Source organism: Rhodococcus sp. SG20037, assembly GCF_031763325.1.
GTDB classification, from domain to species: Bacteria; Actinomycetota; Actinomycetes; order Mycobacteriales; family Mycobacteriaceae; genus Rhodococcus_F; species Rhodococcus_F qingshengii.
The window spans coordinates 247,015-271,273 of the sequence record NZ_CP134497.1; the positions used below are offsets into that span (position 1 = coordinate 247,015).

Here is a 24,259-nt window from a genome sequence, read left to right on the forward strand (position 1 = left end):
ACCCTCGGCTTCCGAACAGGTCCGATACCCTGGTTCATCGTGACCGCTGCAAATTCAGAGACCGTCCGTGCCCAGTACGACCTGATCGTCGTCGGTTCGGGATTCTTCGGGCTGACCATCGCCGAGCGTGCCGCTACCCAGCTGGGTAAGCGCGTGCTGGTGTTGGATCGCCGTCACCACCTTGGGGGGAACGCATACTCGGAGGCTGAGCCGGAGACCGGCATCGAGGTCCACAAGTACGGTGCCCACCTGTTCCACACCTCCAACAAGAAGGTCTGGGACTACGTCACTCAGTTCACGGAGTTCACGAACTACCAGCACCGCGTCTTTGCGCTGCACAAGGGGCAGGCGTATCAGTTCCCGATGGGACTCGGTCTCGTGTCGCAGTTCTTTGGTCGGTACTTCACTCCCGAAGAAGCACGCGCCCTCATCGCCGAACAGTCCAGCGAGATCGATTCGAAGGACGCCTCCAACCTCGAAGAGAAGGCGATCTCCCTGATCGGGCGCCCGCTCTACGAAGCATTTGTGCGTGACTACACGGCTAAGCAGTGGCAGACCGACCCCACCGAGTTGCCCGCGGCGAACATCAGCCGCCTGCCGGTCCGCTACAACTTCGACAATCGCTACTTCAACGACACGTACGAGGGCCTGCCCGTCGACGGATATACGGCGTGGCTCGAGAACATGGCGAAGGATCCGAAGATCGAGGTCCGCCTCGACACCGATTACTTCGACGTCCGCGACGAACTGCGTACCGCCAGCCCCGACGCACCCGTCATCTACACGGGCCCGCTCGACCGCTACTTCGACTACTCCGAAGGTGCACTGGGATGGCGCACCCTCGATTTCGAGACCGAGGTTCTGCCCACCGGAGACTTCCAGGGCACCCCGGTCATGAACTACAACGACGCCGACGTGCCGTTCACCCGAATCCACGAGTTCCGTCACTTCCATCCGGAGCGCGAGTACCCGACCGACAAGACCGTCATCATGCGTGAGTTCTCACGTGCAGCGGAGGCGAAGGACGAGCCGTACTACCCGATCAACACTCCGGAGGATCGTGAGAAGCTCTCCGCGTACCGCTCACGCGCCAAGAAGGAGACCGCGGAGAACAAGGTCCTCTTCGGTGGGCGTCTCGGCACCTACCAGTACCTGGACATGCACATGGCGATCGCCAGCGCGCTGACGATGTTCGAGAACACCCTGCGCCCGCATCTCGAAACGGGTGCGGAATTGGCAGGGGAGAGCGAATGAACGCACGTCATCTACTCGAAGGCGAAGATGCCGTCACCGGCGACGAGGTGACCTACCTCGGCAAGTCCCTGCTCTCTCGGATCATCCTTCCCCGCGCCGGCGAACCTCTCGACGTCCGCACGCTGTACTTGGAGGAAGCTTCGACCAACAGTCGTCGGGCTCACTCCACCTCGAGGACGTCCGTCGCGCTCGGTGCCGAGACCGAGGTCTCGTTCGCCACGTACTTCAACGCGTTCCCCGCCAGCTACTGGCGTCGATGGTCCATCCTGAAATCTGTGGTCCTTCGACTCGAACTGTCCGGACACGGCCGCGTGGATGTCTACCGTTCCAAGGCGGACTCCTCGCGAATTCACGTGGAAGGCAAGGAATTTGCCGACGGTGATGCCGCGGTCGAACTCGAGGTGGAGTTGGCACCGTTCGAGGACGGCGGCTGGATCTGGTTCGACATCACCACCGATACGGCCGTAGTCGTCGAGAGCGGCGGCTGGTACGCGCCCGTCGAGGCTCCCGGCGAAGCGACGGTCGCCGTTGGTATTCCGACGTTCAATCGCCCGACCGACGCTGTCAAGGCGCTGGCTGCGTTGTCCTCGGATCCGCTGGTGTCGGACGTGATCAAGGCCGTCATCATGCCGGATCAGGGCACCCGCAAGGTGCGTGACGAGCCCGGGTTCGCCGAAGCTGCTGCAGCACTTGGTGATCGGCTCGCCATTCACGATCAGGGCAACCTCGGTGGCTCCGGCGGATACAGCCGAATCATGTACGAGGCACTCAAGACCACGCAGTGCCAGCACATCCTGTTCATGGACGACGACATCGAGATCGAACCCGACTCGATCCTTCGTGCGCTTGCTTTCTCGCGCTTCGCGAAGTCGCCGATGCTGGTGGGTGGGCAGATGCTCAACCTGCAGGAACGTAGCCACCTTCACGTGATGGGTGAAGTGGTCAACCGCGGGATCTTCATGTGGTCTGCCGCGCCGAACGTCGAATACGACCACGACTTCTCCAAGAATTCGCTGCGAGATTCGAAACTGCTGCACCGTCGCATCGACGTCGACTTCAACGGTTGGTGGATGTGCATGATCCCGCGCCAGGTCGCGGAAGAGCTCAAGCAGCCGCTGCCACTGTTCATCAAGTGGGACGACTGCGAATACGGTTTGCGCGCAAAGGAAGCCGGATACCCGACCGTCACGTTGCCTGGTGCCGCGATCTGGCACATGGCGTGGAGCGACAAGGACGACGCCATCGACTGGCAGGCGTACTTCCACCTCCGTAACCGTCTGGTGGTGGCCGCGCTCCACATGCCGGGCAACGGCCGCGGCCTTGTCGTCAACACGGTGAAGGCGACTCTCAAGCACCTGCTGTGCCTCGAGTACTCCACCGTCGCGATCCAGAACAAGGCCATCGCGGACTTCCTCGCCGGACCGGAACACGTCGCGAACATGCTGCCCACCGCACTCGGTGAGGTTCACGCCCAGCGCAAGGAGTACCCCGACGCCGTCGTGGTGCCCTCGGCAACCGCACTACCGCTGCCCTCCGGCGCCGAAGTCGGGGACGTCAGCGCGCCGACCAACCCCGTCGCGAAGATCGTCCGCGTCGGCAAGGCCGTGGTACACAACCTCAAGCCCGCGCACCCCGAGCATCACGAGCGTCCTCAGCTCAACGTGCCGACTATCGACGCCAGGTGGTATCTGCTCTCGCAGGTCGACGGGGTCACCGTCACCACCGCCGACGGTCGTGGCGTCGTCTACCGCAAGCGCAACCCCAAGCAGGCACTTGAACTGCTCAAGGAAGCCATGCGTTTGCGCCGCGAACTCGCCGCACGTTTCCCCGAGCTCAAGAAGCAGTACCAGGACGCCGTTCCTTCACTGACCAGCACGGAAAGGTGGGAACGTGTCTTCGGCATCTCCTGAAGTACAGATTCTGGCCGGGATTCAGTCGACCGTCGGGCAGCTGCCGGGAGCCGTCAAGGTCGCCCGCGGTATGTCTCACTTCGGTGAGCACTCCCTCGGGTGGATCGCGATCGCTGCCGTCGGAGCTGCTGTGGACAAGCCGCGTCGACGGGAATGGGCCGGAGCAGCCGTCGGAGCATTCGGTGCACACGCCGCCTCCGTGGTGATCAAACGAGTGGTCAGGCGCAAGCGACCTTCCGATCCTTCGGTGCAGGTCAACGTCTCGACACCGAGCAAGCTCAGCTTCCCGTCATCACACGCGACGTCGACGACGGCGGCGGCTGTGCTGATCGGTCGGCTCACCGGGCTACCCTTACCGGCGTTGCTGGTGCCCCCGATGATGCTCTCGCGTCTGGTCCTGGGAGTTCACTACCCGACCGACGTACTCGCCGGAGCGGCACTGGGAGCCGCATCCGCGGCGGTAGTTCGCCGGGTCGAAGAAGCCAGAGCCGAACAGAAATGTGGAGATAAATGAGCGAGGAACCGGCTACGGTCAGCGGACCCCCGAAGTCCCTGCCCGCCGGCATCGTCAAGGCGCTTCGCCCACGTCAGTGGGTCAAGAACGTCCTTGTGCTGGCAGCGCCCATCGCGGCCGGAACCGCCACCGAAGCCGACGTGCTGTTGCCCGTCGCGCTGGCGTTCGTCGTGTTCTGTATGGCGGCATCAGGCATCTATCTCGTCAACGACGCGATGGATGTCGAAGCCGACCGTGCTCACCCCACGAAGCGATTCCGTCCCATCGCGGCCGGCGTTCTACCCGTCAACATCGCCTACGGCATGGCAGTCGTGCTGCTTGCCGGTGCGATCGGGCTGTCCTTCCTGGCCAACTGGCAACTCGCCGTGGTCATGGGCGTGTACATCGTCATCCAGCTCGCCTACTGCTTCGGTCTCAAGCATCAGGCCGTCATCGACATCTGCATCGTCTCGTCCGGCTTCCTGCTTCGAGCGATCGCCGGTGGCGTTGCCGCCGAGATCGATCTCTCGCAGTGGTTCCTGCTGATGATGGCGTTCGGCTCACTCTTCATGGCGGCAGGCAAGCGCTACGCCGAACTGCAGTTGGCCGAGAAGACCGGCGCCAAGATCCGTAAGTCCCTCGAGAGCTACACGATGACGTACCTGCGTTTCGTGTGGACGATGGCAGCGACGACGCTGGTCCTCTGCTACGGACTGTGGGCGTTCCAACAGGACGCCATCAAGGGCACCAACTGGTACGCCATCTCGATGGTGCCGTTCACCATCGCGGTGCTGCGATACGCGGTGGACGTCGACGGCGGCGAAGCCGGAGAGCCTGAGGAGATCGCGCTCGGTGACCGGGTGCTGCAACTCCTCGCGATTGCGTGGATCGGAGTAGTGGGTGTCGCTGTCTACCTCGTCTGAGCCACGCACCGAGGCCGACCCGCACGTCGACACTGCGGCGAATCGCACCACCCTCAGTCGAGGAGTTTTTCTCGGCGGGGTGGTGCTTGCTGCTGCCCTCATGTTCTGGGGTGCGTGGGAGCGTCGCTGGATCGCCGACGACGGACTCATCGTCTTGCGAACCGTCCGCAACCTGCTCGCGGGGAACGGCCCGGTCTTCAACGCGGGTGAGCGTGTCGAGGCGAACACGAGTACCGCGTGGACGTACATCGTCTACGCGTTCAGTTGGCTCACGCAGATCCGTCTCGAATACGTTGTTCTGACGATCGCGCTCGTACTCTCGACTGCTGCCGTCGTGTTGGCGATGCTCGGCACCGGTCGTCTGTACCGCGGCGTTCGGCCGTCGGCGGGCGGAACGATCCTGCTGATACCGGCAGGTGTTCTCGTCTACATCGCGGTTCCGCCTGCGCGAGATTTCGCCACTTCCGGGCTCGAGACATGCTTGGTGATCTTCTGGATCGCGCTCCTGTGGGTACTGCTCGTTAGGTGGGCGCAGGCGTCGACGCCGTCCACGGCGTCGATCCTGACTCTCTCGTTCGTGGCCGGACTCGGACCACTGGTTCGACCCGAGATGGCGATTCCCGGTGCTGCCGCGTTGATGATGATCGTTCTCTCCGCAGGCCTGACCTGGAAGATTCGCACACTGATCGTCGTCGTCGCCGGACTTGTCCCGGTGGGCTATCAGATCTGGCGAATGGGCTATTACGCCTTGCCGTACCCGAACACCGCGGTGTCGAAGGACGCCGGTGGCGCGAAGTGGGCGCAGGGTTTTGCGTACCTGTGGAACCTGGTCGGGCCGTACCTGCTCTGGTTGCCGTTGCTGTTCCTGCTCATCGGTGCGCTGCTGCTCGTGTGGCGAAGCCGAGCGGACACACCTACCGCTACCGCAGATCAACCCGCACGCCCGCTGTGGCAGCGCTTTCAGCAGTTTCTGCGCACGCCGCGGGCGATTGTCACCTTCATTCTCGGCAGTGGGCTGATCCTCGGGATCTACTCTCTGCGCGTCGGCGGCGACTTCATGCACGGCCGCGTCCTGTTGCCGGTGCTGTTCTGCCTGCTCATCCCGGTGGCGGTCATTCCGTTGCGGGTGCCGGCGCGGGCAGCGTTCGGAAGTAATCGCGACACCGCGATCTTCGGAGTCTCGGCGGTGCTGTGGATCGGCACGATCATCTGGGCCTTCTTCGCCGCGAACACGACGGGTATGCCCGAAGGATCCGTGGTGGGTCGCTCGGGAATCGTCGACGAGCGAGCGTTCTACGCACTCAACACCGGTCACAAGCATCCGATCCTGGCCGAGGACTACCTCGACTATCCGCGAATGCGTGCCATGGTCGAGACCATCGCGCGGACTCCGGAGGGTGGGCTGCTGCTGCCGTCCGCGAGCTACGACTCCTGGTTCGTCGTCCCACCACCCGGACCGATCGAAGAGCCGGCCGAGCACGTCGTCTTCTTCCTCAACCTCGGAATGACGAGCATGAACGTCGGCCTCGACGTTCGGGTGCTCGATCAGATGGGGCTGGCGTACCCCCTGGCAGCTCACACCGAGCGACTCGAGGACGGCCGGATCGGGCACGACAAGAATCTCTATCCGGACTGGGTGGTCGCGGACACGGGAATGATCGACGTTCGACCGTGGCTGCCGTTCTTCCTCGACGAAGACTGGGTTGCGGACGCAAAGCTGGCCATCACCTGCCCGGAAACGCAGGAGCTGCTCACGTCGTACCGCTCCGAGCTGACCTGGGCCAGATTCAAACAGAACTTCCAGCAGGCATTCGACTTCGCGAAGTACCGATTCGACCGGGTTCCGGCCTACGAATTGGAACGCTGCGGTCTCGTTCCACCGGAGTCACCCAGGTGATGTGATCAGCATCACCGGCTGTTGAGGGTTTGAATATTTCGATTCAGTAACACCGAATTGATTGGCCACGATGTACTCGAAGACGATTCACCTAACCTGAATCACCCCCGAGGGGTGATGACGGTGTTGCTCGCGGATTGGGACGTAACGGTCCACCTATTTGTCACAGCTGAACCTGTGACATAAAGTCCAGCGAGCGCAGTGTGACTTGGAAGAGGTCCGCTGCCGACCCGAACTCGTTCGGGCTGGCAGAAAAGCCTGTTCCCCGACGGAATCCGCCGGAACCACTCCACCGAGTGGGTTCCGCAGACGAAGAGAGAGAGCAGTATCCATGCGTTTTGCCAGAAAGAGGCTGACCCAGCGCCTCAAGCACCGAGCGTTGGCCATCGGTGCCGCAGCACTTGTGCTCCCCCTTGCTGCAGGAGTTGCCGGTAGTGCTGTCGCCTCTGCTGCGCCTGCGCACACTGCTCCCAGCCACACCGCCCCCTCCGGCGGATACGACGAGCTGTGGGTGCCCTCCTCGATGGGCAACATCAAGGTCCAGGTCCAGTGGGCCGCTCGCGGCGGAAACGCTGCCCTTTACCTCCTCGACGGCCTGCGTGCGCGTAACGACGCCAACGCGTGGAGCTTCGAGACCAATGCGAAGGACCAGTACCGCAACGACAACATCACCCTCGTGATGCCCGTCGGCGGCGAGTCCAGCTTCTACAGCGACTGGTATGCACCGTCGAACTTCAACGGCCAGCAGATCACGTACAAGTGGGAAACCTTCCTCACCGAAGAACTGCCCAACTTCCTCGCGAACTACGGCGTCTCGCCCACCAACAACGCGGTCCTCGGCCTCTCGATGGGTGGCAGCGCTGCTCTGACGCTGGCTGCTTACCACCGTGACCAGTTCAAGTTCGCCGGCTCGCTGTCGGGCTACCTGAACATCTCGGCTCCGGGCATGCGCGAGGCAATCCGCGTCGCAATGCTCGATGCCGGTCGCTTCAACGTCGACTCCATGTGGGGACCGCCGTGGAGCCCGTCCTGGCTGCGCAACGACCCGTTCGTCTTCGCACCGCGTCTGCAGGGCCTGTCGATGTACATCTCGTCGGCAAGCGGCCTGCCCGGTGAATACGACCACCCGCGCGCACCGATCGACTACTACAACACGGCTAACGGCATGGGCCTCGAGGCTCTCGCCCTGGTCAACACCCGTGCATTCCAGATCCGCATGAACTCGCTGGGTATCCCGGCCACCTACAGCTTCCCGTCCAACGGCACGCATTCGTGGCCGTACTGGTCGGCGGAGCTGTGGAAGGCTCGCGGCCAGATCCTCGACACCATGAACGCTTGGTGATCGTGCGCGATCCCGTGACCTAGTCACTTCACCAGTGCCGTTCCGGACTCCTCGAAGGAGAACCGGGACGGCACTTGTGTATTCAGGTGCTGCACAAGCGCCCGATGTCAGTAACAATTGCACCACCAGTAACAGCGCGGCTACCCCAAGCGGGGATCGTTTGCGTGTAGAAATAGTTTCAACGGGGGTCTGGCTGCTCAGGCGGCCACACGATCGACGCGCGGACCGAACGTAAGGAAAGAGAGTGAGCTCATGCGAGTAGGCCTTGCCACGGAGGACCGTCGCCGGTCCCGGGCAACCTTCCGGACAAAGGTCGTCGGCGCACTGGCAGCGATGCTGGTTCTGCCGATCGCCGCGGGCTTGACGACGGCCGGAACCGCGGCAGCCGCGCCGGCACCTGCTCAGGCCGCACCGGCCGCCACCCAGAACCCCACCGGAGCAGCGGTCACGAAGGTCGACTGGCTCAGCGAGCGTCGCGTCGCGCTGTGGGTGAACTCTCCCGCGATGGGCACCCCGATTCAGGTGCAGATCCTCTTGGCCCGTGATTGGAACGTCAATCCGTCGGCCAGCTTCCCCTCGGTCTGGATGCTCGACGGTCTTCGCGCGACCGACAACGAGAACGCCTGGACCTACGAGACCGACGCCGAGTCCTTCTACGCGGACAAGAACGTCAACGTCATCCTCCCGGTCGGCGGTCAGTCCAGCTTCTACTCCGACTGGCTCCAGCCCGACAACGGCAAGAACTACCAGTGGGAGACGTTCCTGACCAAGGAACTGCCCCCCATCCTCGAACAGGACTGGCGGACCACGCAGACACGCGGTGTCGTCGGTCTGTCGATGGGCGGTACGTCCGCCATGTTCCTCACGGCGCGCAACCCCGGCTTCTTCAAGTTCGCCGCTTCGCTCTCCGGCATCCTCACCACCACCTCGCTCGGCATGCCTCAGGCAATCCAGTTCGCGATGACCGACGCCGGTGGATACAACTCCGCCGCGATGTGGGGACCGCCGTCCAACCCGCAGTGGGCTGCACACGATCCGTACGCGCTCGCCGAGAAGCTCAAGGGCGTCAGCCTGTACGTCTCGAGTGGTAGCGGTACGACCGGCCCGTACGACCAGCCGTCGGGAATTCCCGGCGTGAGCACCAACTACGCAGGCATGGGCCTCGAGATCCTCGCTCGCCTGACCTCGCAGACCTTCGCGACCAAGCTCAACCAGCTCGGCATCCCCGCGCAGGTCAACTACCGCCCGTCCGGAACCCACTCGTGGCCGTACTGGCAGTTCGAGCTTCATCAGCTGTGGCCGCAGTTGGCCAACGCCATCGGCGTCGAGGTCGAGAAGCCGGCTTGCGGCACTTCGGGCGAGATCGGTGCGACGGCCGCAGCCAACGGCTGGATCGGTGACTGCATCACCCCCGAGTACAGCGTCGCGGGTGGCCTGGCACAGGACTTCCGCAACGGTCGCATCTACTTCACCAGTGGAACGGGCGCCCAGCCCGTCGCCGGTCGTATCGCCGGCGCGTACATGAACACCGGAGCAGCGGCCGGCCCGCTCGGCTTCCCGCGTACCCCCGAACTCGGTACCCCCGACGGACGCGGACGCTTCAACCACTTCCAGAACGGCTCCATCTACTGGACCCCGCAGACCGGCGCTCACCCCGTCAGCGGTGACATCCTCGCCGAGTGGTCCGCACAGGGTTGGGAAGGTGGCCCGCTCGGCTACCCGACTGCCGACGAGATCGCGACCCCCGGCAAGCCGGGCAAGGTCCAGGGATTCGAGATCGGCGCAATGTACAGCAGCGCCAATGGAACTCACGCGGTTCTCGGAATGATCATGGGCAAGTACGGCGAACTCGGCTGGGAAAACGGCTGGCTCGGATTCCCGAAGTCGAACGAGGTTCCGATCAAGGACAACGGACGCTTCACCGAGTTCGAGGGCGGCAACATCTACTGGAGCCCCGGCACCGGTGCATGGTCCGTCGAGAACGGTCCGCTGTTCGACGGTTGGAAGAGCGTCGGATACGAAGGTGGACGACTCGGATTCCCGATCAGTGACAAGTTCGACATTCCCGGTGGTGTCCAGCAGAACTTCCAGTTCGGCTACATCACGGTGATCGGTGACAAGACAGAAGTTCACTAACTCACAGTGGTGCACGACGGGCGGGCCCGATCACGGATCGGTGCCCGCCCGCGTGCGTTGCGTAACCTGTTGATGGACTTTCGACTGAAGGCAAGGACGGACATTGATGTCGCTTTTCTCGGGTAACCGAAACACTTGTGCACGCGCGATCGCGGTCGGCGCCCTGGCGCTCGCCACCGGTGGCGCGCTTGTCGCGTGCGGTAGTGACGACTCCACTGCAACCTCCAATCCGGTCACCACGACGTCCGCGGCGGCTTCGTCCTCGAGCGGTTCGGCATCTGCGTCCGCCTCCGCGACCACGACGGCGTCGGCTGCGCCCACCAGTCCGGGAGCCGCGGCCACCGCGCCGCCGGAGCAGCCGCAGAGCATCGAGGGCTTCCCGGGTCCCACAGTCGTCGAGGTCAGTCCCGAGGCACAGAAGTTCCTCGACGGACTGAAGGCGAAGGGCATCACCCCAGCCGGTGACGGAAGCATCGCCGTCAACACGGCCAATTACATCTGCGCTGCCGGTCCTCAGACCGACGACGAGGTCCTGACCTTCGTGACCGCCTTCGTCGGCCAGGAAGCGTCGGCGGAAGGCAAGCAGATCACTCCCGAGCAGGCAGGTGCGAACGCTCAGATCTACATCGACGTCGCCAACGCCACCTACTGCAAGTAGGCGCGGGTCATGGCGAGGTCTGGAAAGCGTCGTGGGTGCCTGATCCCGCTGCTGATCATTCTTGTGGTCGCAGCGGTCGTGATCGGCGGTTGGTACATCCTGGCCGGGCGGGTGCCTTCGCCGACTCCGATCCCGCCGAGCCCGGAGCCTCCGGTGTCTCAGCCGGCCAGTTGCCCCGATGTCCAGGTAGTAGCCATACCGGGTACGTGGGAGTCGAGCGCTACCGACGACCCGTACAACCCGACGGCCAATCCGGCGTCGTTGATGCTGAACGTGACCCGTCCTCTGCAGGAGAAGTTCGATACTTCACGGGCCGACGTCTACACCGTTCCGTATGTCGCACAGTTTTCGAATCCGGTTGCGATCCCGCCGGACGGACAGCAGTCCTACAACAACAGTCGGGCCGCGGGAACTGCTGCCACTAACGACTTTCTGATGAAGCGGCACGCCGAGTGCCCGCTCACGAGTTACGTCCTGACCGGATTTTCCCAGGGCGCGGTGATCGCGGGTGACGTCGCCGCGAGTATCGGCGACGGTACCGGCGCGGTGCCTGCCGATCTGGTTCTGGGCGTCGGCTTGATCGCCGACGGTCGGCGCGATCCGGCGTTCGGGAACACCGTTGGCCCGAGCGTTGCCGGTGTCGGCGCCGAGCTGTCGCTGAACGGGCTGAAGCTGCCCGGTCTCACGATGACCGGCCCGAGGCCCGGCGGGTTCGGTGACCTCAACGATCGGACCTATCAGATCTGTGCGCCGAGCGACGGTATCTGCGACGCGCCGGCAGCCGCTCTCAACCCGACCAACTGGCTGAGTTCGGCGCCGCGACTGCTCGAGTACTACAACAACCCTGTGCACGCGATGTACAACTCCTTCCAAGTCGATCCGAACGGCACGACGGCCACCCAATGGATGGCACAGTGGGCTGCGGAGAAGATCGACGCTGCACCGACGCCGCCCCACAGTTGAGTCACCGCCGCACTGTTGATTCGTCACAATCGGGCGTCTCGGGAGTTCGCTCGCGGGTAATCTGCTCGTTTGGTCCCGGTAGAGTGCTGCACGGTCCGGGGGCTTCCTCTACAGTGCTGTCACGTAAGTGACTGGCGAGTAGGTTCGATTTGTCCGAGTTTGTAGTTCGAGTACGACGTACGTGTCCATCACAGGAGATCGATATATGAGTTCCACCCACGGCAGCGATGCCCTACGCAAATTTCGGTTTGCGGCCGGTGGCGAGGGCAACGCCGAAGAGGGTGGTGCGCGACGCTTCGTCAAGCTCGCGCAGAAGGCCGAGGAACTCGGCTACGACTCGTTCATGATTCCGGATCACCTGGGTAATCAGGTCGGCCCGATCGCCGCTCTCGGAGCGCTCGCGGTGGCCACCGACAAGATTCGTCTCGGCACCGCCGTGTTGGCCAACGGCTTCCGTCATCCTGCTGTGCTCGCGAAGGACGCGGCGACAATCGACGTGCTGTCCGGTGGTCGACTCGAACTCGGTATCGGTGCGGGCTGGATGAAGGAAGAGTTCGACAAGGGCGGCATCGCCTACGAAAGTCCGGGCGTTCGCATCGAGAAGCTCGAGGAGTCTCTGCAGATTCTCGACGTTCTTCTGCGCGGGCAGGAATGCACTTTCGAAGGCAAGCACTATCAGGTGCGCGGCCTCAAGGGCAGCCCGCGACCGCGGCAGGGCCCGCGGCCACCGATCATCGTGGGCGGCGGAGGCCCGAAGATGCTTGCTCTCGCGGCGAAGTACGCGGACATCATCTCGGTCGCCACACCGACCAACCGTGACGGGCGGCTTCTGCTCTCCGGAATCACGATGGAAAAGACCATCGAACGTGTCGAGCGGATCCGCGAAGCTGCCGGCGAGCGTTTCGATGAGATCGAACTCAACTGGACCATCACCATGATCATGATCACCGACGATCGAGAGCAGGCTGCCGAAATGGCAATCGCCGCTCTGGACCAAGGTTTTCCGCCGAACATCGAAGTGGATCGTAAGCTGAGCGTGGAGGAGCTGTTGAACTCTCCATACCTGGCTGTGGGCACTTTCGAGGAAATCGCAGACCAGATTCGACTGGTCCGCGAGAAGACGTCGATGTCGTACGTCGGGGTCTTCCCGACGCAGATGGAAGCGTTCGCCCCGATCATCCCGTTACTGGCGGGCGAGTAGGCCGGAGAATACGGACGATGCGAATCTGTAACATATCGATGGTTTGGGATCGATGAAGTGATTCAGGTGAGTTGCGCACAAAGTGCGATTCGATTGATCGAAGATGGACCCGAGAGAGCGAAGGAAGTCTGGGGCGCAGGCATGAAAGACAGTGCTTGTGTGATCGCTTCGGAGGAGATGGAATGAACGCGCTGTTCGATGGCTTTCTCGACGAGAAGGGCCAGATCCGCCTGCAACCAGGCTTCACGCTGGTCGACTACGTCGAGCAACACTCGCGTGTCAACGCGGACGAGCTCGCGTATCGGTACATCGACTACTCACGCGAGCGTGACGGTGAAGCCCTGGAGCTGACCTGGGAGCAGTTCGGTGTGCGTCTGCGCGCTGTTGCAGCCCGTCTGCAGCAGGTCACCAAGCGTGGCGACCGCGTCGCGATTCTTGCTCCGCAGGGACTCGACTACGTCATTTCGTTCTTCGCGGCCATTCAGGCCGGTTCCATCGCGGTGCCGCTCTTCGATCCGGACGAGCCCGGTCACACCGACCGTCTTCACGCTGTTCTCGGTGACTGCAAGCCGACTGCGATTCTGACTGCCGCATCGTCGGCGGCCGGTGTTCGCCAGTTGTTCCGCTCGCTTCCCGCTGCCGAGCGTCCGCGCATCATCGCCGTCGACGCGATTCCCGATACCGTCGGTGAAACGTGGGTTCGCCCCGACATCGAACTCGACGACATCGCGTACCTGCAGTACACCTCGGGTTCGACCCGAGTTCCCGCCGGCGTGGAGATCACCCATCGTGCTGTCGGAACGAACGCGCTCCAGATGGTCGACTCCATCGAACTCAACGAGGACTCTCGGGGCGTCACGTGGCTGCCGCTGTTCCACGACATGGGCCTGCTGACGGTCATCCTGCCTGCTCTGGGCGGCAAGTACATCACCATCATGAGCCCGCGTGCTTTCGTGCAGCGGCCGTACCGGTGGATCAAGGAACTTGCTGCGGTTTCCGACGGCGCCGGCACCTTTGCTGCCGCTCCCAACTTCGCTTTCGAGCACGCTGCCGCGCGTGGCCTGCCGAAGGACGGCGAGACCCTGGACCTGAGCAACGTCATCGGTCTGATCAACGGCAGTGAGCCGGTCACGACGTCGTCGATGCGCAAGTTCAACGACGCTTTTGCTCAGTACGGTCTGCCCAAGACTGCGATCAAGCCGTCGTACGGCATGGCCGAGGCGACGCTCTTCGTCTCCTCGACCAAGCATTCCGACGAGGCCAAGGTCATCTACGTCGACCGCACGGAACTCAACAAGGGACGCATGGTCATCGTCGACCAGTACTCCGAGAACGCAATCGCGCAGGTCTCCTGTGGGTACGTCTCGCGCAGTCAGTGGGCGGCGATCGTCGATCCCGAGACGCTGACCGAGGTCCCCGACAATCACGTCGGCGAGATCTGGTTGCACGGCGAGAACATCGGTATCGGCTACTGGGGTCGCCCCGACGAGACGGCGGAGACCTTTCACAACAAGCTGGACAATCGGTTGAGCGAAGACAGCCACACCGAGGGCACGCCGGCGGATGCGAACTGGATGCGTACCGGCGACTTCGGCGTCTACGTCGACGGCGAGCTGTACATCACCGGTCGCGTCAAGGACCTCGTGATCGTCGACGGTCGCAATCATTACCCGCAGGACCTCGAGGCTTCGGCTCAGGAAGCCAGCCCGGCTCTGCGCCCCGGCTTCATCGCTGCGTTTGCCGTACCGGCCAACCAGCTGCCGTCCGTCGTGTTCTCCAACACGCACTCGGGTCTGAAGTTCGACGACGACGATTCCTCGGAGCAGTTGGTCATCGTGGCCGAGCGTGCTCCCGGCGCAGGCAAGGCCGATCCGCAGCCGATCGCGGACACCGTGCGTGCGGCGATTTCTTCCCGTCACGGTGTTACGGCCCGAGACATCCTGCTCGTCCCCGCGGGTTCGATTCCGCGTACGTCCAGCGGCAAGATCGCTCGCCGCGCGTGTAAGGCGAGCTATATCGAGGGAACGTTGCGAGGCGGCTATCAGCAGACCGCATTCCCCGATAGCGTTTGAGGAGCAGTCCCTTCATGATCGGTGGCTTGGTGAGTTGATGGTTGAACAAGATGGTGCGCAGAGCAAAGACGTTGTGAGCGAGATGAGTGTCGCGCAGCTGCGTGAGTGGCTTCGCAATTGGATCGCCAACGCGACCGGTCAGCCGGCGGGTTCGATCACGGACGATCGCCCGATGGAAGAGTTCGGGCTCGCCTCGCGGGACGCAGTCGCTCTGAGCGGAGACATCGAGGATCTGCTCGGCGTCACGCTGACCGCCACGGTTGCCTATCAACACCCCACCATCGCTTCGCTGGCTACTCGGATCATCGAAGGTGAGCCCGAGGCGCCGGAGGAGACCGTCGACGCCTCGTACTACGTCTCAGGCGGCGCGACGGACGCTCACGACATCGCCATCGTCGGACTGTCCACACGATTCCCCGGTGCCGGGCACACGCCTTCGGACATGTGGGAAATGCTGGCGGACGGACGCGACGGCATCAGCGACCTCCCCGAGGACCGCTGGGCCGAGTTCATGTCGGATCCCGCCATCAAGGCCGCGGTCGAGAACGCGAACACCAAGGGCGGGTACCTCGACGACGTCAAGGGTTTCGACGCCGAGTTCTTCGCGATGTCTCCGCTCGAGGTCGTCAACGTCGATCCGCAGCAGCGCCTCGCACTCGAACTCGCGTGGGAAGCACTCGAGCACGCTCGCATTCCGGCCAGTGGGCTCAAGGGCAAGCAGGTCGGTGTTTTCATCGGCAGTTCCGCCAACGACTACCAGCTGCTCGCGGTCAGTGATCCGACGACGGCGCATCCGTACGCGTTGACCGGAACGTCGACTGCCATCGTCGCGAACCGGGTCTCGTACTTCTTCGACTTCCGTGGACCGTCCATCGCTCTGGACACCGCGTGTTCGTCTTCGCTGGTTGCCGTTCACGAGGCTGTGCGCTCGCTGCGCAGCGGTGACTCCAACATCGCGCTGGCCGGTGGCGTCAACATGCTGCTGGCCCCTCCCGGAACCCTCGGTTTCGATCAGACCGGGATGCTCGCTCCCGACGGAAAACTGCGTGCCTTCTCCGCTCAGGCTCAGGGAATCGTTCGCAGTGAGGGCGGCGGACTCGTCGTGCTCAAGCGCCTCGAAGACGCCGAGCGTGACGGAGATTCCATCCTCGCGGTGATCGCCGGATCCGCGGTCAACCAGGACGGCCGTTCCAACGGTCTGCTCGCACCCAATCCCGATGCCCAGGCCGACGTGTTGCGTTTCGCGTACCGCGACGCCGGCATCTTGCCGACCACCGTCGACTACATCGAGGCGCACGGAACGGGTACCGATCTCGGTGATCCCATCGAGGCCGACGCGCTCAGTCGTGTCGTCGGTCGTGGTCGTGACGACGACAAGCCGGCACTGCTCGGTAGCGCGAAGACCAACTTCGGGCACCTGGAAGCAGCTGCAGGCGCCGCCGGCCTGATCAAGGTCGTTCTGGCGATGCAGGAAAACAAGATTCCCGCGACGATCAACTACCTGGGCCCGAACCCGCACATCGACTTCGAGAAGTCGCACCTGCAGGTGACGCCCGAGGCCACCGACTGGCCGCGCTACACCGGCAAGGCTGTCGCCGGTGTCTCCGGTTTCGGTTTCGGTGGAACCAACGCGCACGTCGTGGTCAAGGAGTACGTGCCTGCCGACGCAGTAGTCGATGAACCGGTTGTGGATGCCCCGGTGGTCGACGAACCGGCAGCAGAGAACGAGAGCACCGTTGTGCTGGCCGTGTCCGGCGCGCTGCCGTCGCGTCGTCGCCGCGCAGCCGCTGACCTGGCCGACTGGCTCGAAACCGAAGAGGGAAGCAAGACGCCCCTCGCCGACGTCGCCCGCACACTCGCGCGTCGCAACCACGGACGCTCGCGCGCCGCTGTTCTGGCGAAGACGCGCTCCGAGGCCATCAGCTCGCTGCGCGCCGTCGCCGCAGGCAAGCCTGCTCAAGGAGTCTTCTCGGCCGACTCTCCGTCGCCCAAGGGCGCGGTGTGGGTGTTCTCGGGCTTCGGCTCGCAGCACCGCAAGATGGCCAAGCAGCTCTACACGGAGAACTCGGCCTTCAAGGCGGCCGTCGACGAGGTCGACGCGCTGATCCAGGACGAGGCCGGTTACTCGATGGTCGAGATGTTCCTCGACGATTCGATCGAGTACAACGTCGAGACAGCCCAGGTGGGAATCTTCACCATCCAGGTCGGTCTGGCCGCGTTGCTGCGTCACCACGGCGCCGAGGCCGAAGCCGTGGTTCCGCACTCGATGGGTGAGGCCGCTGCCGCGTACGTTTCCGGCGGTCTGAACCTGGAAGACGCTGTCCGCGTGATCTGTTCACGTTCACGGCTGATGGGTGAGGCCGAGGGCGCACTTGTCGGTGACGACATCCGTCTGATGGCTCTGCTCGAGTACAGCGCATCCGAGATCGAGGCGCTGCTGCCCACGTACCCCAAGCTCGAGGTCTGTGTTTACGCAGCTCCGACGCACACGGTGATCGGTGGACCACAGCCGGACATCGAGGCGATCGTCGCGGCCGCCGAGGCCGACGGCAAGATGGCGCGTGTCCTGCAGACCAAGGGCGCCAGCCATACTTCGCAGGTAGATCCGCTGCTCGGTGAGCTTGCCGCCGAGTTGGCCGGTATCGAGCCGACCACGTTGAAGCTCGGCGTCTACTCGTCCGTCGACAAGGACACCTTCTACCGCCCCGGTCACGAGCCGATCCATCAAGAGGCGTACTGGGTCAAGGGTCTTCGCCACAGCGTGTACTTCACCAACGCGGTACGCGGTGCAGTTGCCCACGGCCACACCACTTTTGTCGAGCTTGCACCCAATCCGGTGACGCTGATGTCGGTGGCGGCTACCGCGTTCGATTCGGGCCTGCACGACATGGAGCTCATCCAGACGCTCAAGCGTAAGGAAGACGAGTCCGCGGGTGTTCTTGCCGCTCTCGCGCAGCTGTACGTGCACGGCCATGCCGTGAACCTCGAGTCTCTGCTTCCCGCAGGCGATTTCGCTTCGGTTCCGCGTACCGCATTCCTGCGTAAGCCGTATTGGCTCGACATTCGCGTCAGTGCCGGCGGTTCGGCTCGCGTACCCGGTTCGCACGTCGCTCTGCCCGACGGCCGCCACGTGTGGGAGGTCGACGCATCCGCCGTCACCGATCTGGCTGTGCTCGTGAGCGCTGCTGCCGGACAGGTGCTCTCGGATGTCGCTCTCACCGCTGCCGTTCCCCATGGTGAGCTGGCCGGCGCTGCGACCCTGACCACGACACTCAATCCGCATCCGGGTGGAGCGTCGGTGCAGGTGCACGCTCGTGAGGGTGCTACGTTCCGTCTGCTCTTCGACGCCGTCGTCACGTCCGGTGAGCCGCTGCCCGAGCTGGTCGTCAGCGCGCCGGTCAAGACCAGTGCGCCGATGGAATCCCTGGCCGAGGTCGTCGAAGACGCCGGAGACAAGTGGGATCCGAACGGTTCGCAGAGCCTCGACGACCGCCTCAAGATCGTGGTAGCCGAGTCGATGGGGTACTCGCCGGAGGATCTGCCGGCCGAGGTTCCGCTCATCGAACTGGGTCTCGACTCGCTCATGGCGATGCGTATCAAGAACCGCGTCGAGTACGAGTTCGACATTCCGCAGCTCCAGCTCCAGGCAGTCAAGGATGCGAGCCTCAACGAGGTCAACAAGTACCTGCGCTACGCGATCGACAATCGCGAAGAGGTTCAGGCGATGGCCGACAAGCAGGCCGCGGAGAAGTTGGCGGCCGACGCTGCTGACGAGGACGTTGCTCCCGCAGAGGTGGCAGTGGAACTACCTACCACTGCTCCGGTTGCTGCTGCGCCTTCCGATCCTTCTCGAGCCGGAACTGCCGACGACGCAGGCTCGGACGTTCCGCCGCGAGATGCGGCCGAGCGCTTGACGTTTGCGACGTGGGCGGTTGTCACCGGGAAGTCGGCCAAGGGCATCTTCAACGATCTGCCGATCGTCGGTGACGAGGTCGCCGAGAAGCTTGCTGCTCGGCTTTCCGAGCGTGCCGGCGGCGAGATCACTCTCGACGACGTTCTCGACTCCACCACCATCGAAGAGCTTGCGGACGTCGTTCGCCAGTACCTCGAGGACGACGGCAAGATCGACGGACTCGTACGTACTCTGCGTGCCCGTCCCGAAGGTTCCACTGCCGTACCGGTATTCGTCTTCCATGCTGCCGGTGGTTCGACGGTGACGTACGAGCCTCTGCTCAAGCGCCTGCCCGCCGGCACGCCGATGTACGGGTTCGAGCGGGTCGAGGGCTCGATCGAAACCCGCGCTGCTGCTTACGTTCCGCTGCTGCGTGAGATCCAGGGCGACGGGCCGTACGTGCTGTGTGGCTGGTCGTTCGGTGGCGTGATGTCGTATGCGGTCGCGAAGTTGCTGCGCGAGCAGGGCGCCGACGTGCGTGTGGTCGGGCTGCTCGACACCGTCATGGCCGGCGAGGTCGTGCCGGACACCGAGGCGGAACGACGCAAGCGCTGGGAGCGCTACGGCAAGTTCGCCAAGCGCACCTACAACCTGGATGTGCCGCTGCCGCTTGACGTTCTGGCTTCCACCGAAGCCGACGAGGATCAGATCCAGATCTTGATGGACATGATCAAGATGAGCGGCGCCAAGATTCCCGGCGGCATCATCGAGCATCAGCGGACGTCGTGGTTGGACAATCGCGCCATCCAGACGGCCGAGTTCAGCAGTTACGACGGCGACGTCGTGCTCTACATGGCTGACAAGTACCACGACGAGCTGATGACGCTCGAGCCTGCATTCAAGACCCGCAAGGCGGATGGTGGCTGGGGTGACTACGTGAAGAACCTCGAGGTCGTCTACATCGGCGGGGACCACCTGCAGATCGTCGACGAGCCGTACATCGCGAAGGTTGCGGCAGACCTCACCACCAAGCTGGCCCAGATCGAGACAGCTCAGACCAAAGCAGCGGAAACCGGAGTTCAGAAGTGACGACAACCACCGCGGAGAAGCTCGCTGAACTCCGCGAAAAGTTGGAGAAGGCAAAGGAACCCGGCTCGGCTCGGGCCATTGCCAAGCGCGATGCAGCAGGGCACAGCACGCCGCGCCAGCGCATCGACATGTTGCTCGACCCCGGTAGCTTCATCGAGATCGGTGCCCTGGTGAAGATGGCGGGGGAGGGCAACCCGTACAGCGACGGCGTCATGACCGGTCACGGAACCGTCGACGGGCGTCCGGTAGCCGTGTTCGCGCACGATCAGACGGTGTTCGGCGGTGCCGCCGGAGAGATGTTCGGCCGTAAGGTCGCAGCTGTCAACGATTTTGCGCTGAAGGTGGGCTGCCCGGTCGTCGGTATCAACGATTCCGGTGGAGCTCGCATCCAGGATGCCGTTTCCTCGTTGGCCTGGTACGCCAACATGGGTTCACGTCAGGAGCCGTTGTCCGGCCTGTGCCCGCAGATCTCGGTCATCCTCGGTAAATGCGCCGGCGGTGCCGTGTACGCCCCGATCAACACGGACGTCGTGGTCGCGACCGAAGAGTCGTACATGTTCGTCACCGGACCCGACGTCATCAAGTCGGTCACCGGCGAAGAGGTCAGCCTCGAGGACTTGGGTGGAGCCCGCAAGCAGGCGGAGTACGGAAACATCCATCACGTCGCTCCCGACGAGAAGGCTGCCTTCGACTGGGTGCGTGAGTACCTGAGCTTCATGCCGTCGTCATGCCAGGAGAAGGCGCCGCTGATCAACCCGGGCCTCGAACCCGAGATCACCGAGTCGGATCTCGAACTCAATGCGTTCATGCCGGATGCCGACAACGCCGGCTACGACATGCACGACATCATTCTGCGGATCTTCGACGACGGCACTTTCCACGAAATCGGAGCCCAGGTCGCGCACAACGTGATCACCGGATTCTCCCGCGTCGACGGCCTGCCCGTCGGTGTCGTGGCCAACCAGCCCACGTACCTCAGCGGCGCCCTCGACGCGGACAGCTCCGACAAGGCCGCCCACTTCGTGCGTCTGTGCGACGCTTTCAACATCCCGCTCGTCTTCGTCGTCGACACACCGGGCTTCCTTCCCGGCGTCGATCAGGAAAAGGTCGGCGTCATCAAGCGCGGCGGGCGTTTCCTGTTCTCGTACATCGAAGCCACTGTGCCGAAGGTGACTGTGGTGGTTCGTAAGGCGTACGGCGGCGGTTATGCCGTCATGGGCTGCAAGCAGCTCGGTGCCGACATCAACCTCGCGTGGCCGACCGCTCGTATCGCCGTGATGGGCGCCGAGGGTGCCGTCAACATCATGGGGCGGCGTCAGCTCGCCGAGGCCGGCGAGAATGCACCCGCGGTGCGTGCTCAGCTGATCAACTTCTACAACGAGTTCGTCGCGACGCCGTACATCGCGGCCGAGCGCGGATACATCGACGCGGTGATCGAGCCTTCGCAGACGCGTCTCGAGATCCGTAAGGCTCTGAAGTTGCTCGCGGACAAGACGATCTTCAAGAACCCGCGCAAGCACAACTTGATGCCGCTTTAGTCCCCGAGAGATACTGACTGGAGGGTTCCGCCGGGGGTTGGTTCAATAGATGAGGTTGAGTTCTACCCCCGAATCAGAATTGTCCGATTCGGCGCGTATCCCGTGACCGGCCGAGCGAACGAGGATCTGGGTACGGTCGGCTCGGAACAGGTCGTTCGAGCATTCGATGATTGCACCGGCCGCGTCCCGCGCGGTTCGCTGGATCGAAATGAGTGGCGCGTCGGTGTGGATGGAAAGCAATCGAGCCTCTTCCGGTGTCGCCGACGCTACTTCGAGTCTTTCCTCGCTGCTCACGACCTCGACTTCGTACTCACTTCGTAGAAGTTCGTAGACTGAGCCACCCAATGGCCGATCCAGTAGTCCGGGGAAGCGTTGAGCAGGGAGCCATGCCTGCTCTATCGACAATGGAGTTCCGTCGGCAAATCGCAATCGAAGGATGCTGAACGCCAGCGAGGTTTGGTCGTCGAGGCCGAGTCGGATTCGAATCGACTGTTCAGGGTTTTGCAGGACGGCCGACAGGACCTGTGACCCGGACGTCATCCCCTGCCTAGCGAGATAGGACGGCAACCCGTCAACTCGATCGAGGTCGCGCTCGAACTTCCGCTGCGCGATGAAGGTGCCTCCCGCCCGGCCTGGTAGCCGATGTGTGATTCCTGCCTGGCACAGACCTGTCAGAACGCCCCGCAAAGTGGATCGGCTCACCTGGAAGTGCTCGGCCAGTTCTCGCTCGCTCGGGAGACGATCCCCGGGTCTGAGAATCCCGGAACTTATGTCGCTCAGTATCTTTCGGCGGACCTGCTCGGCTACCGGCCCGCCCATGCCAGTCGTCATCGGAATCGCCTCCCACCCCGGCGTCGGAGTGCGGCACGTCCCCACCCATTCGCCAATCCCGCACACTGCTGGAGCCTGCGGTCTGTTTCGGCAGCTTATCGCATGGATGCGGTTGATCGGAGCTCCTTGCGTCCTGGCGGGGTCGAATGGTTGCTCCTTCTGAGTGAGCCTTGTGGAAATTGGACCAAACGCCCATTTCTCCCAACCAACAGACATACCAAATTTCAACCTAATTGATATAATTGCAGTACATAGCCTTATAAAAGGTTTAGCGAACTCTTGTTTTGGTATGTTACGTGTGTCACACTCAGTCGATCGCAAGGTGCGCTGCGGCGGCAGGTCGCAGTTCGAGTCGTCGAATCCGTTCGGCAAATACTGAGAGGACCTTCGTCGTGACCGATGTATCCGAGGCCGACGGTGCGGCCGCCGCCGGTGAGAACAGGTCTGGTCAGTCAGTCCAACGTCTGAAGAAGAATTCAGTCGGCCTCGCAGGTGTGGTTTTCATGGCTGTGGCGACCGCTGCGCCGATTACTGCCATGGTCGGGAACGTCCCGATTGCTATCGGCTTCGGCAACGGCAGTGGCGCTCCGGCGGGGTACCTCGTCGCGACAATCGTGCTTGGCCTTTTCGGGGTCGGATATGCAGCGATGGCACGCCATATCACCGCGACCGGGGCCTTTTACGGATTCATCAGTCATGGGCTGGGACGGGTACTCGGGATGGCCTCGGGGACGATCATCACGATGGCCTATGTGGTGTTCGAGGCATCCCTCGTCGGCATCTTCAGCTTCTTCTCGCAGAGCACGGTGGAGAAGTACACCGGCATATCCGTTCCGTGGATCGTGTTCGCCTTGGTGATGCTCGCGGCCAACGCGATCCTCTCCTACTTCGACATCAATTTGGCTGCAAAGGTTTTGGGAGTCTTTCTGGTAACTGAAATCTTGATGTTGGGACTGATGGCCGTTGCAGTGCTCGTTCACGGCGGTGGTCCGGACGGGTTCGCAGTGTCTTCGATCAACCCGGTGAGTGCATTCGAGCCTGCGGCAGGTGTCGGCGGTGCAGTGGCAGGTATCGGACTGTTCTTCGCCTTCTGGTCGTGGGTAGGCTTCGAGTCGACTGCAATGTACGGCGAGGAGTCGCGCGACCCCAAACGAATCATTCCGCGCGCAATTCTCCTGTCGGTTCTGGGAATTGGACTGTTCTACGTATTCGTCTCCTGGATGGCTATCGCCGGCACCGGTCCGTCCCGGGCCATCGAGCTGGCGCAGGATTCCTCGACTTCCAGTGAAATCTTCTTCGGTCCGACACGTGATTTCGTCGGTGGTTGGGCCGTAAGCGTCTTTGAGGTACTACTCATTTCAGGGTCATTCGCGTGCGGAATGGCCTTCCATCAGTGCGCATCTCGATACATCTATGCGCTGGGGCGTGAGGGGCTGATTCCCGGTTCCGAAGGTTCCGTCGGTCGAACCCACCCCGTGCACGGGTCACCACACATCGCGTCGTTCGTCCAGACCGTCATGGCCACTTTGATTGTGATCGCCTTCGCGGTTGCCGGGATGGATCCGTACATCCACCTATTCGGGTTGTTGGCGATTCTCGGTACGATGGCAATCCTGATTGTTCAGTCGCTCTGCGCTTTTGCAGTCATCGGCTATTTCCATGTTTCCAGGAACCATCCGGAAACGGCCAACTGGTTTCGAACTCTTCTGGCCCCCCTCCTAGGCGGGTTGGGAATGCTGTACGTGGTGTACCTCCTATGGGAGAACCGCAGTTTCGCGGCGGGTGCTGCTGCAGATACCCTGCTGTTCCGCTTGAGTCCCTACATCGTGGGCGGACTGTTTCTGTTCGGAATGCTCGTCGCAGTTTGGTACAAGTACCGAGCTCCCGAGCGCTACGCCCGAATCGGACGCATCGTCTTGGACGACACACCCGAATCGGAACCGGAAGCTGAACCTTCGATCAACTAATTTTCATTTGGTACGACCAATAATGCCATAGCGGACATGTTCTTGTCGCAAGCATGTCGGCCGACGTTTGAATCATGTTGCTGTGCAGTATAA

The 24,259-nt window shown here is 62.9% G+C and carries 15 protein-coding genes; 14 read left to right on the plus strand and 1 reads right to left on the minus strand.

The features are described from left to right. Positions 1 to 39: 39 nt before the first annotated feature. The 13 genes from glf to RHP72_RS01240 all read left to right on the plus strand — a co-directional run bounded on the left by glf (position 40) and on the right by RHP72_RS01240 (position 21,368). A complete protein-coding gene (gene glf / locus RHP72_RS01180; protein WP_003943925.1) occupies positions 40 to 1,254 on the plus strand; it encodes a UDP-galactopyranose mutase in 1,215 nt (404 codons plus the stop codon). Continuing rightward, a complete protein-coding gene (locus RHP72_RS01185; RefSeq protein WP_003943981.1) occupies positions 1,251 to 3,164 on the plus strand; it encodes a glycosyltransferase in 1,914 nt (637 codons plus the stop codon). Before glf ends, RHP72_RS01185 begins: the two co-directional genes overlap by 4 nt. After that, positions 3,145 to 3,678, plus strand: a complete 534-nt coding sequence (locus RHP72_RS01190) for a phosphatase PAP2 family protein (RefSeq protein ID WP_003943893.1) — start codon at positions 3,145 to 3,147, stop codon at positions 3,676 to 3,678. The genes RHP72_RS01185 and RHP72_RS01190 overlap by 20 nt, the downstream gene beginning before the upstream one ends. Then, the gene (locus RHP72_RS01195; protein WP_003943808.1) at positions 3,675 to 4,580 is read left to right on the plus strand and encodes a decaprenyl-phosphate phosphoribosyltransferase; all 906 of its coding nucleotides are present in this window, start codon (positions 3,675 to 3,677) and stop codon (positions 4,578 to 4,580) included. Before RHP72_RS01190 ends, RHP72_RS01195 begins: the two co-directional genes overlap by 4 nt. After that, a complete protein-coding gene (gene zomB / locus RHP72_RS01200) occupies positions 4,558 to 6,477 on the plus strand; it encodes a flagellar motor control protein ZomB (RefSeq protein ID WP_161121231.1) in 1,920 nt (639 codons plus the stop codon). The genes RHP72_RS01195 and zomB overlap by 23 nt, the downstream gene beginning before the upstream one ends. A gap of 331 nt (positions 6,478 to 6,808) precedes the next feature. Then, a complete protein-coding gene (locus RHP72_RS01205; protein ID WP_003943835.1) occupies positions 6,809 to 7,819 on the plus strand; it encodes an alpha/beta hydrolase family protein in 1,011 nt (336 codons plus the stop codon). A 252-nt stretch (positions 7,820 to 8,071) separates the two neighbouring features. Continuing rightward, on the plus strand, positions 8,072 to 9,955 hold the full coding sequence (locus RHP72_RS01210; protein WP_230359378.1) for an alpha/beta hydrolase-fold protein: 1,884 nt from the start codon (positions 8,072 to 8,074) through the stop codon (positions 9,953 to 9,955). Between the two features lie 106 nt (positions 9,956 to 10,061). Next, positions 10,062 to 10,613 carry a DUF732 domain-containing protein gene (locus RHP72_RS01215; protein WP_003943980.1) on the plus strand — a complete coding sequence of 184 codons (552 nt, stop codon included), beginning with the start codon at positions 10,062 to 10,064 and terminating at the stop codon, positions 10,611 to 10,613. Positions 10,614 to 10,622: 9 nt separating this feature from the next. Further along, positions 10,623 to 11,576: a cutinase family protein gene (locus RHP72_RS01220; RefSeq protein ID WP_003943848.1), complete on the plus strand. Its 954-nt coding sequence runs from the start codon at positions 10,623 to 10,625 to the stop codon at positions 11,574 to 11,576. Positions 11,577 to 11,781: 205 nt separating this feature from the next. Further along, positions 11,782 to 12,777 carry an LLM class F420-dependent oxidoreductase gene (locus RHP72_RS01225; RefSeq protein ID WP_007731815.1) on the plus strand — a complete coding sequence of 332 codons (996 nt, stop codon included), beginning with the start codon at positions 11,782 to 11,784 and terminating at the stop codon, positions 12,775 to 12,777. Between the two features lie 182 nt (positions 12,778 to 12,959). Next, entirely contained in the window at positions 12,960 to 14,849 is a 1,890-nt protein-coding gene (gene fadD32 / locus RHP72_RS01230; RefSeq protein ID WP_003943899.1) for a long-chain-fatty-acid--AMP ligase FadD32, read from the plus strand. 37 nt (positions 14,850 to 14,886) lie between these two features. Continuing rightward, the gene (gene pks13 / locus RHP72_RS01235) at positions 14,887 to 19,830 is read left to right on the plus strand and encodes a polyketide synthase Pks13 (RefSeq protein WP_037126071.1); all 4,944 of its coding nucleotides are present in this window, start codon (positions 14,887 to 14,889) and stop codon (positions 19,828 to 19,830) included. After that, a complete protein-coding gene (locus RHP72_RS01240) occupies positions 19,827 to 21,368 on the plus strand; it encodes an acyl-CoA carboxylase subunit beta (RefSeq protein ID WP_003943957.1) in 1,542 nt (513 codons plus the stop codon). Before pks13 ends, RHP72_RS01240 begins: the two co-directional genes overlap by 4 nt. Before the next feature lie 42 nt (positions 21,369 to 21,410). Here the strand turns inward: RHP72_RS01240 and RHP72_RS01245 are convergent, their stop codons facing one another. After that, positions 21,411 to 22,199 carry a GntR family transcriptional regulator gene (locus RHP72_RS01245; RefSeq protein ID WP_080552804.1) on the minus strand — a complete coding sequence of 263 codons (789 nt, stop codon included), beginning with the start codon at positions 22,197 to 22,199 and terminating at the stop codon, positions 21,411 to 21,413. Positions 22,200 to 22,591: 392 nt separating this feature from the next. On the opposite strand from RHP72_RS01245, the gene RHP72_RS01250 reads away from it, so the two are divergent. Further along, positions 22,592 to 24,166 carry an APC family permease gene (locus RHP72_RS01250; RefSeq protein WP_003943825.1) on the plus strand — a complete coding sequence of 525 codons (1,575 nt, stop codon included), beginning with the start codon at positions 22,592 to 22,594 and terminating at the stop codon, positions 24,164 to 24,166. The last annotated feature ends 93 nt before the right edge of the window (positions 24,167 to 24,259 follow it).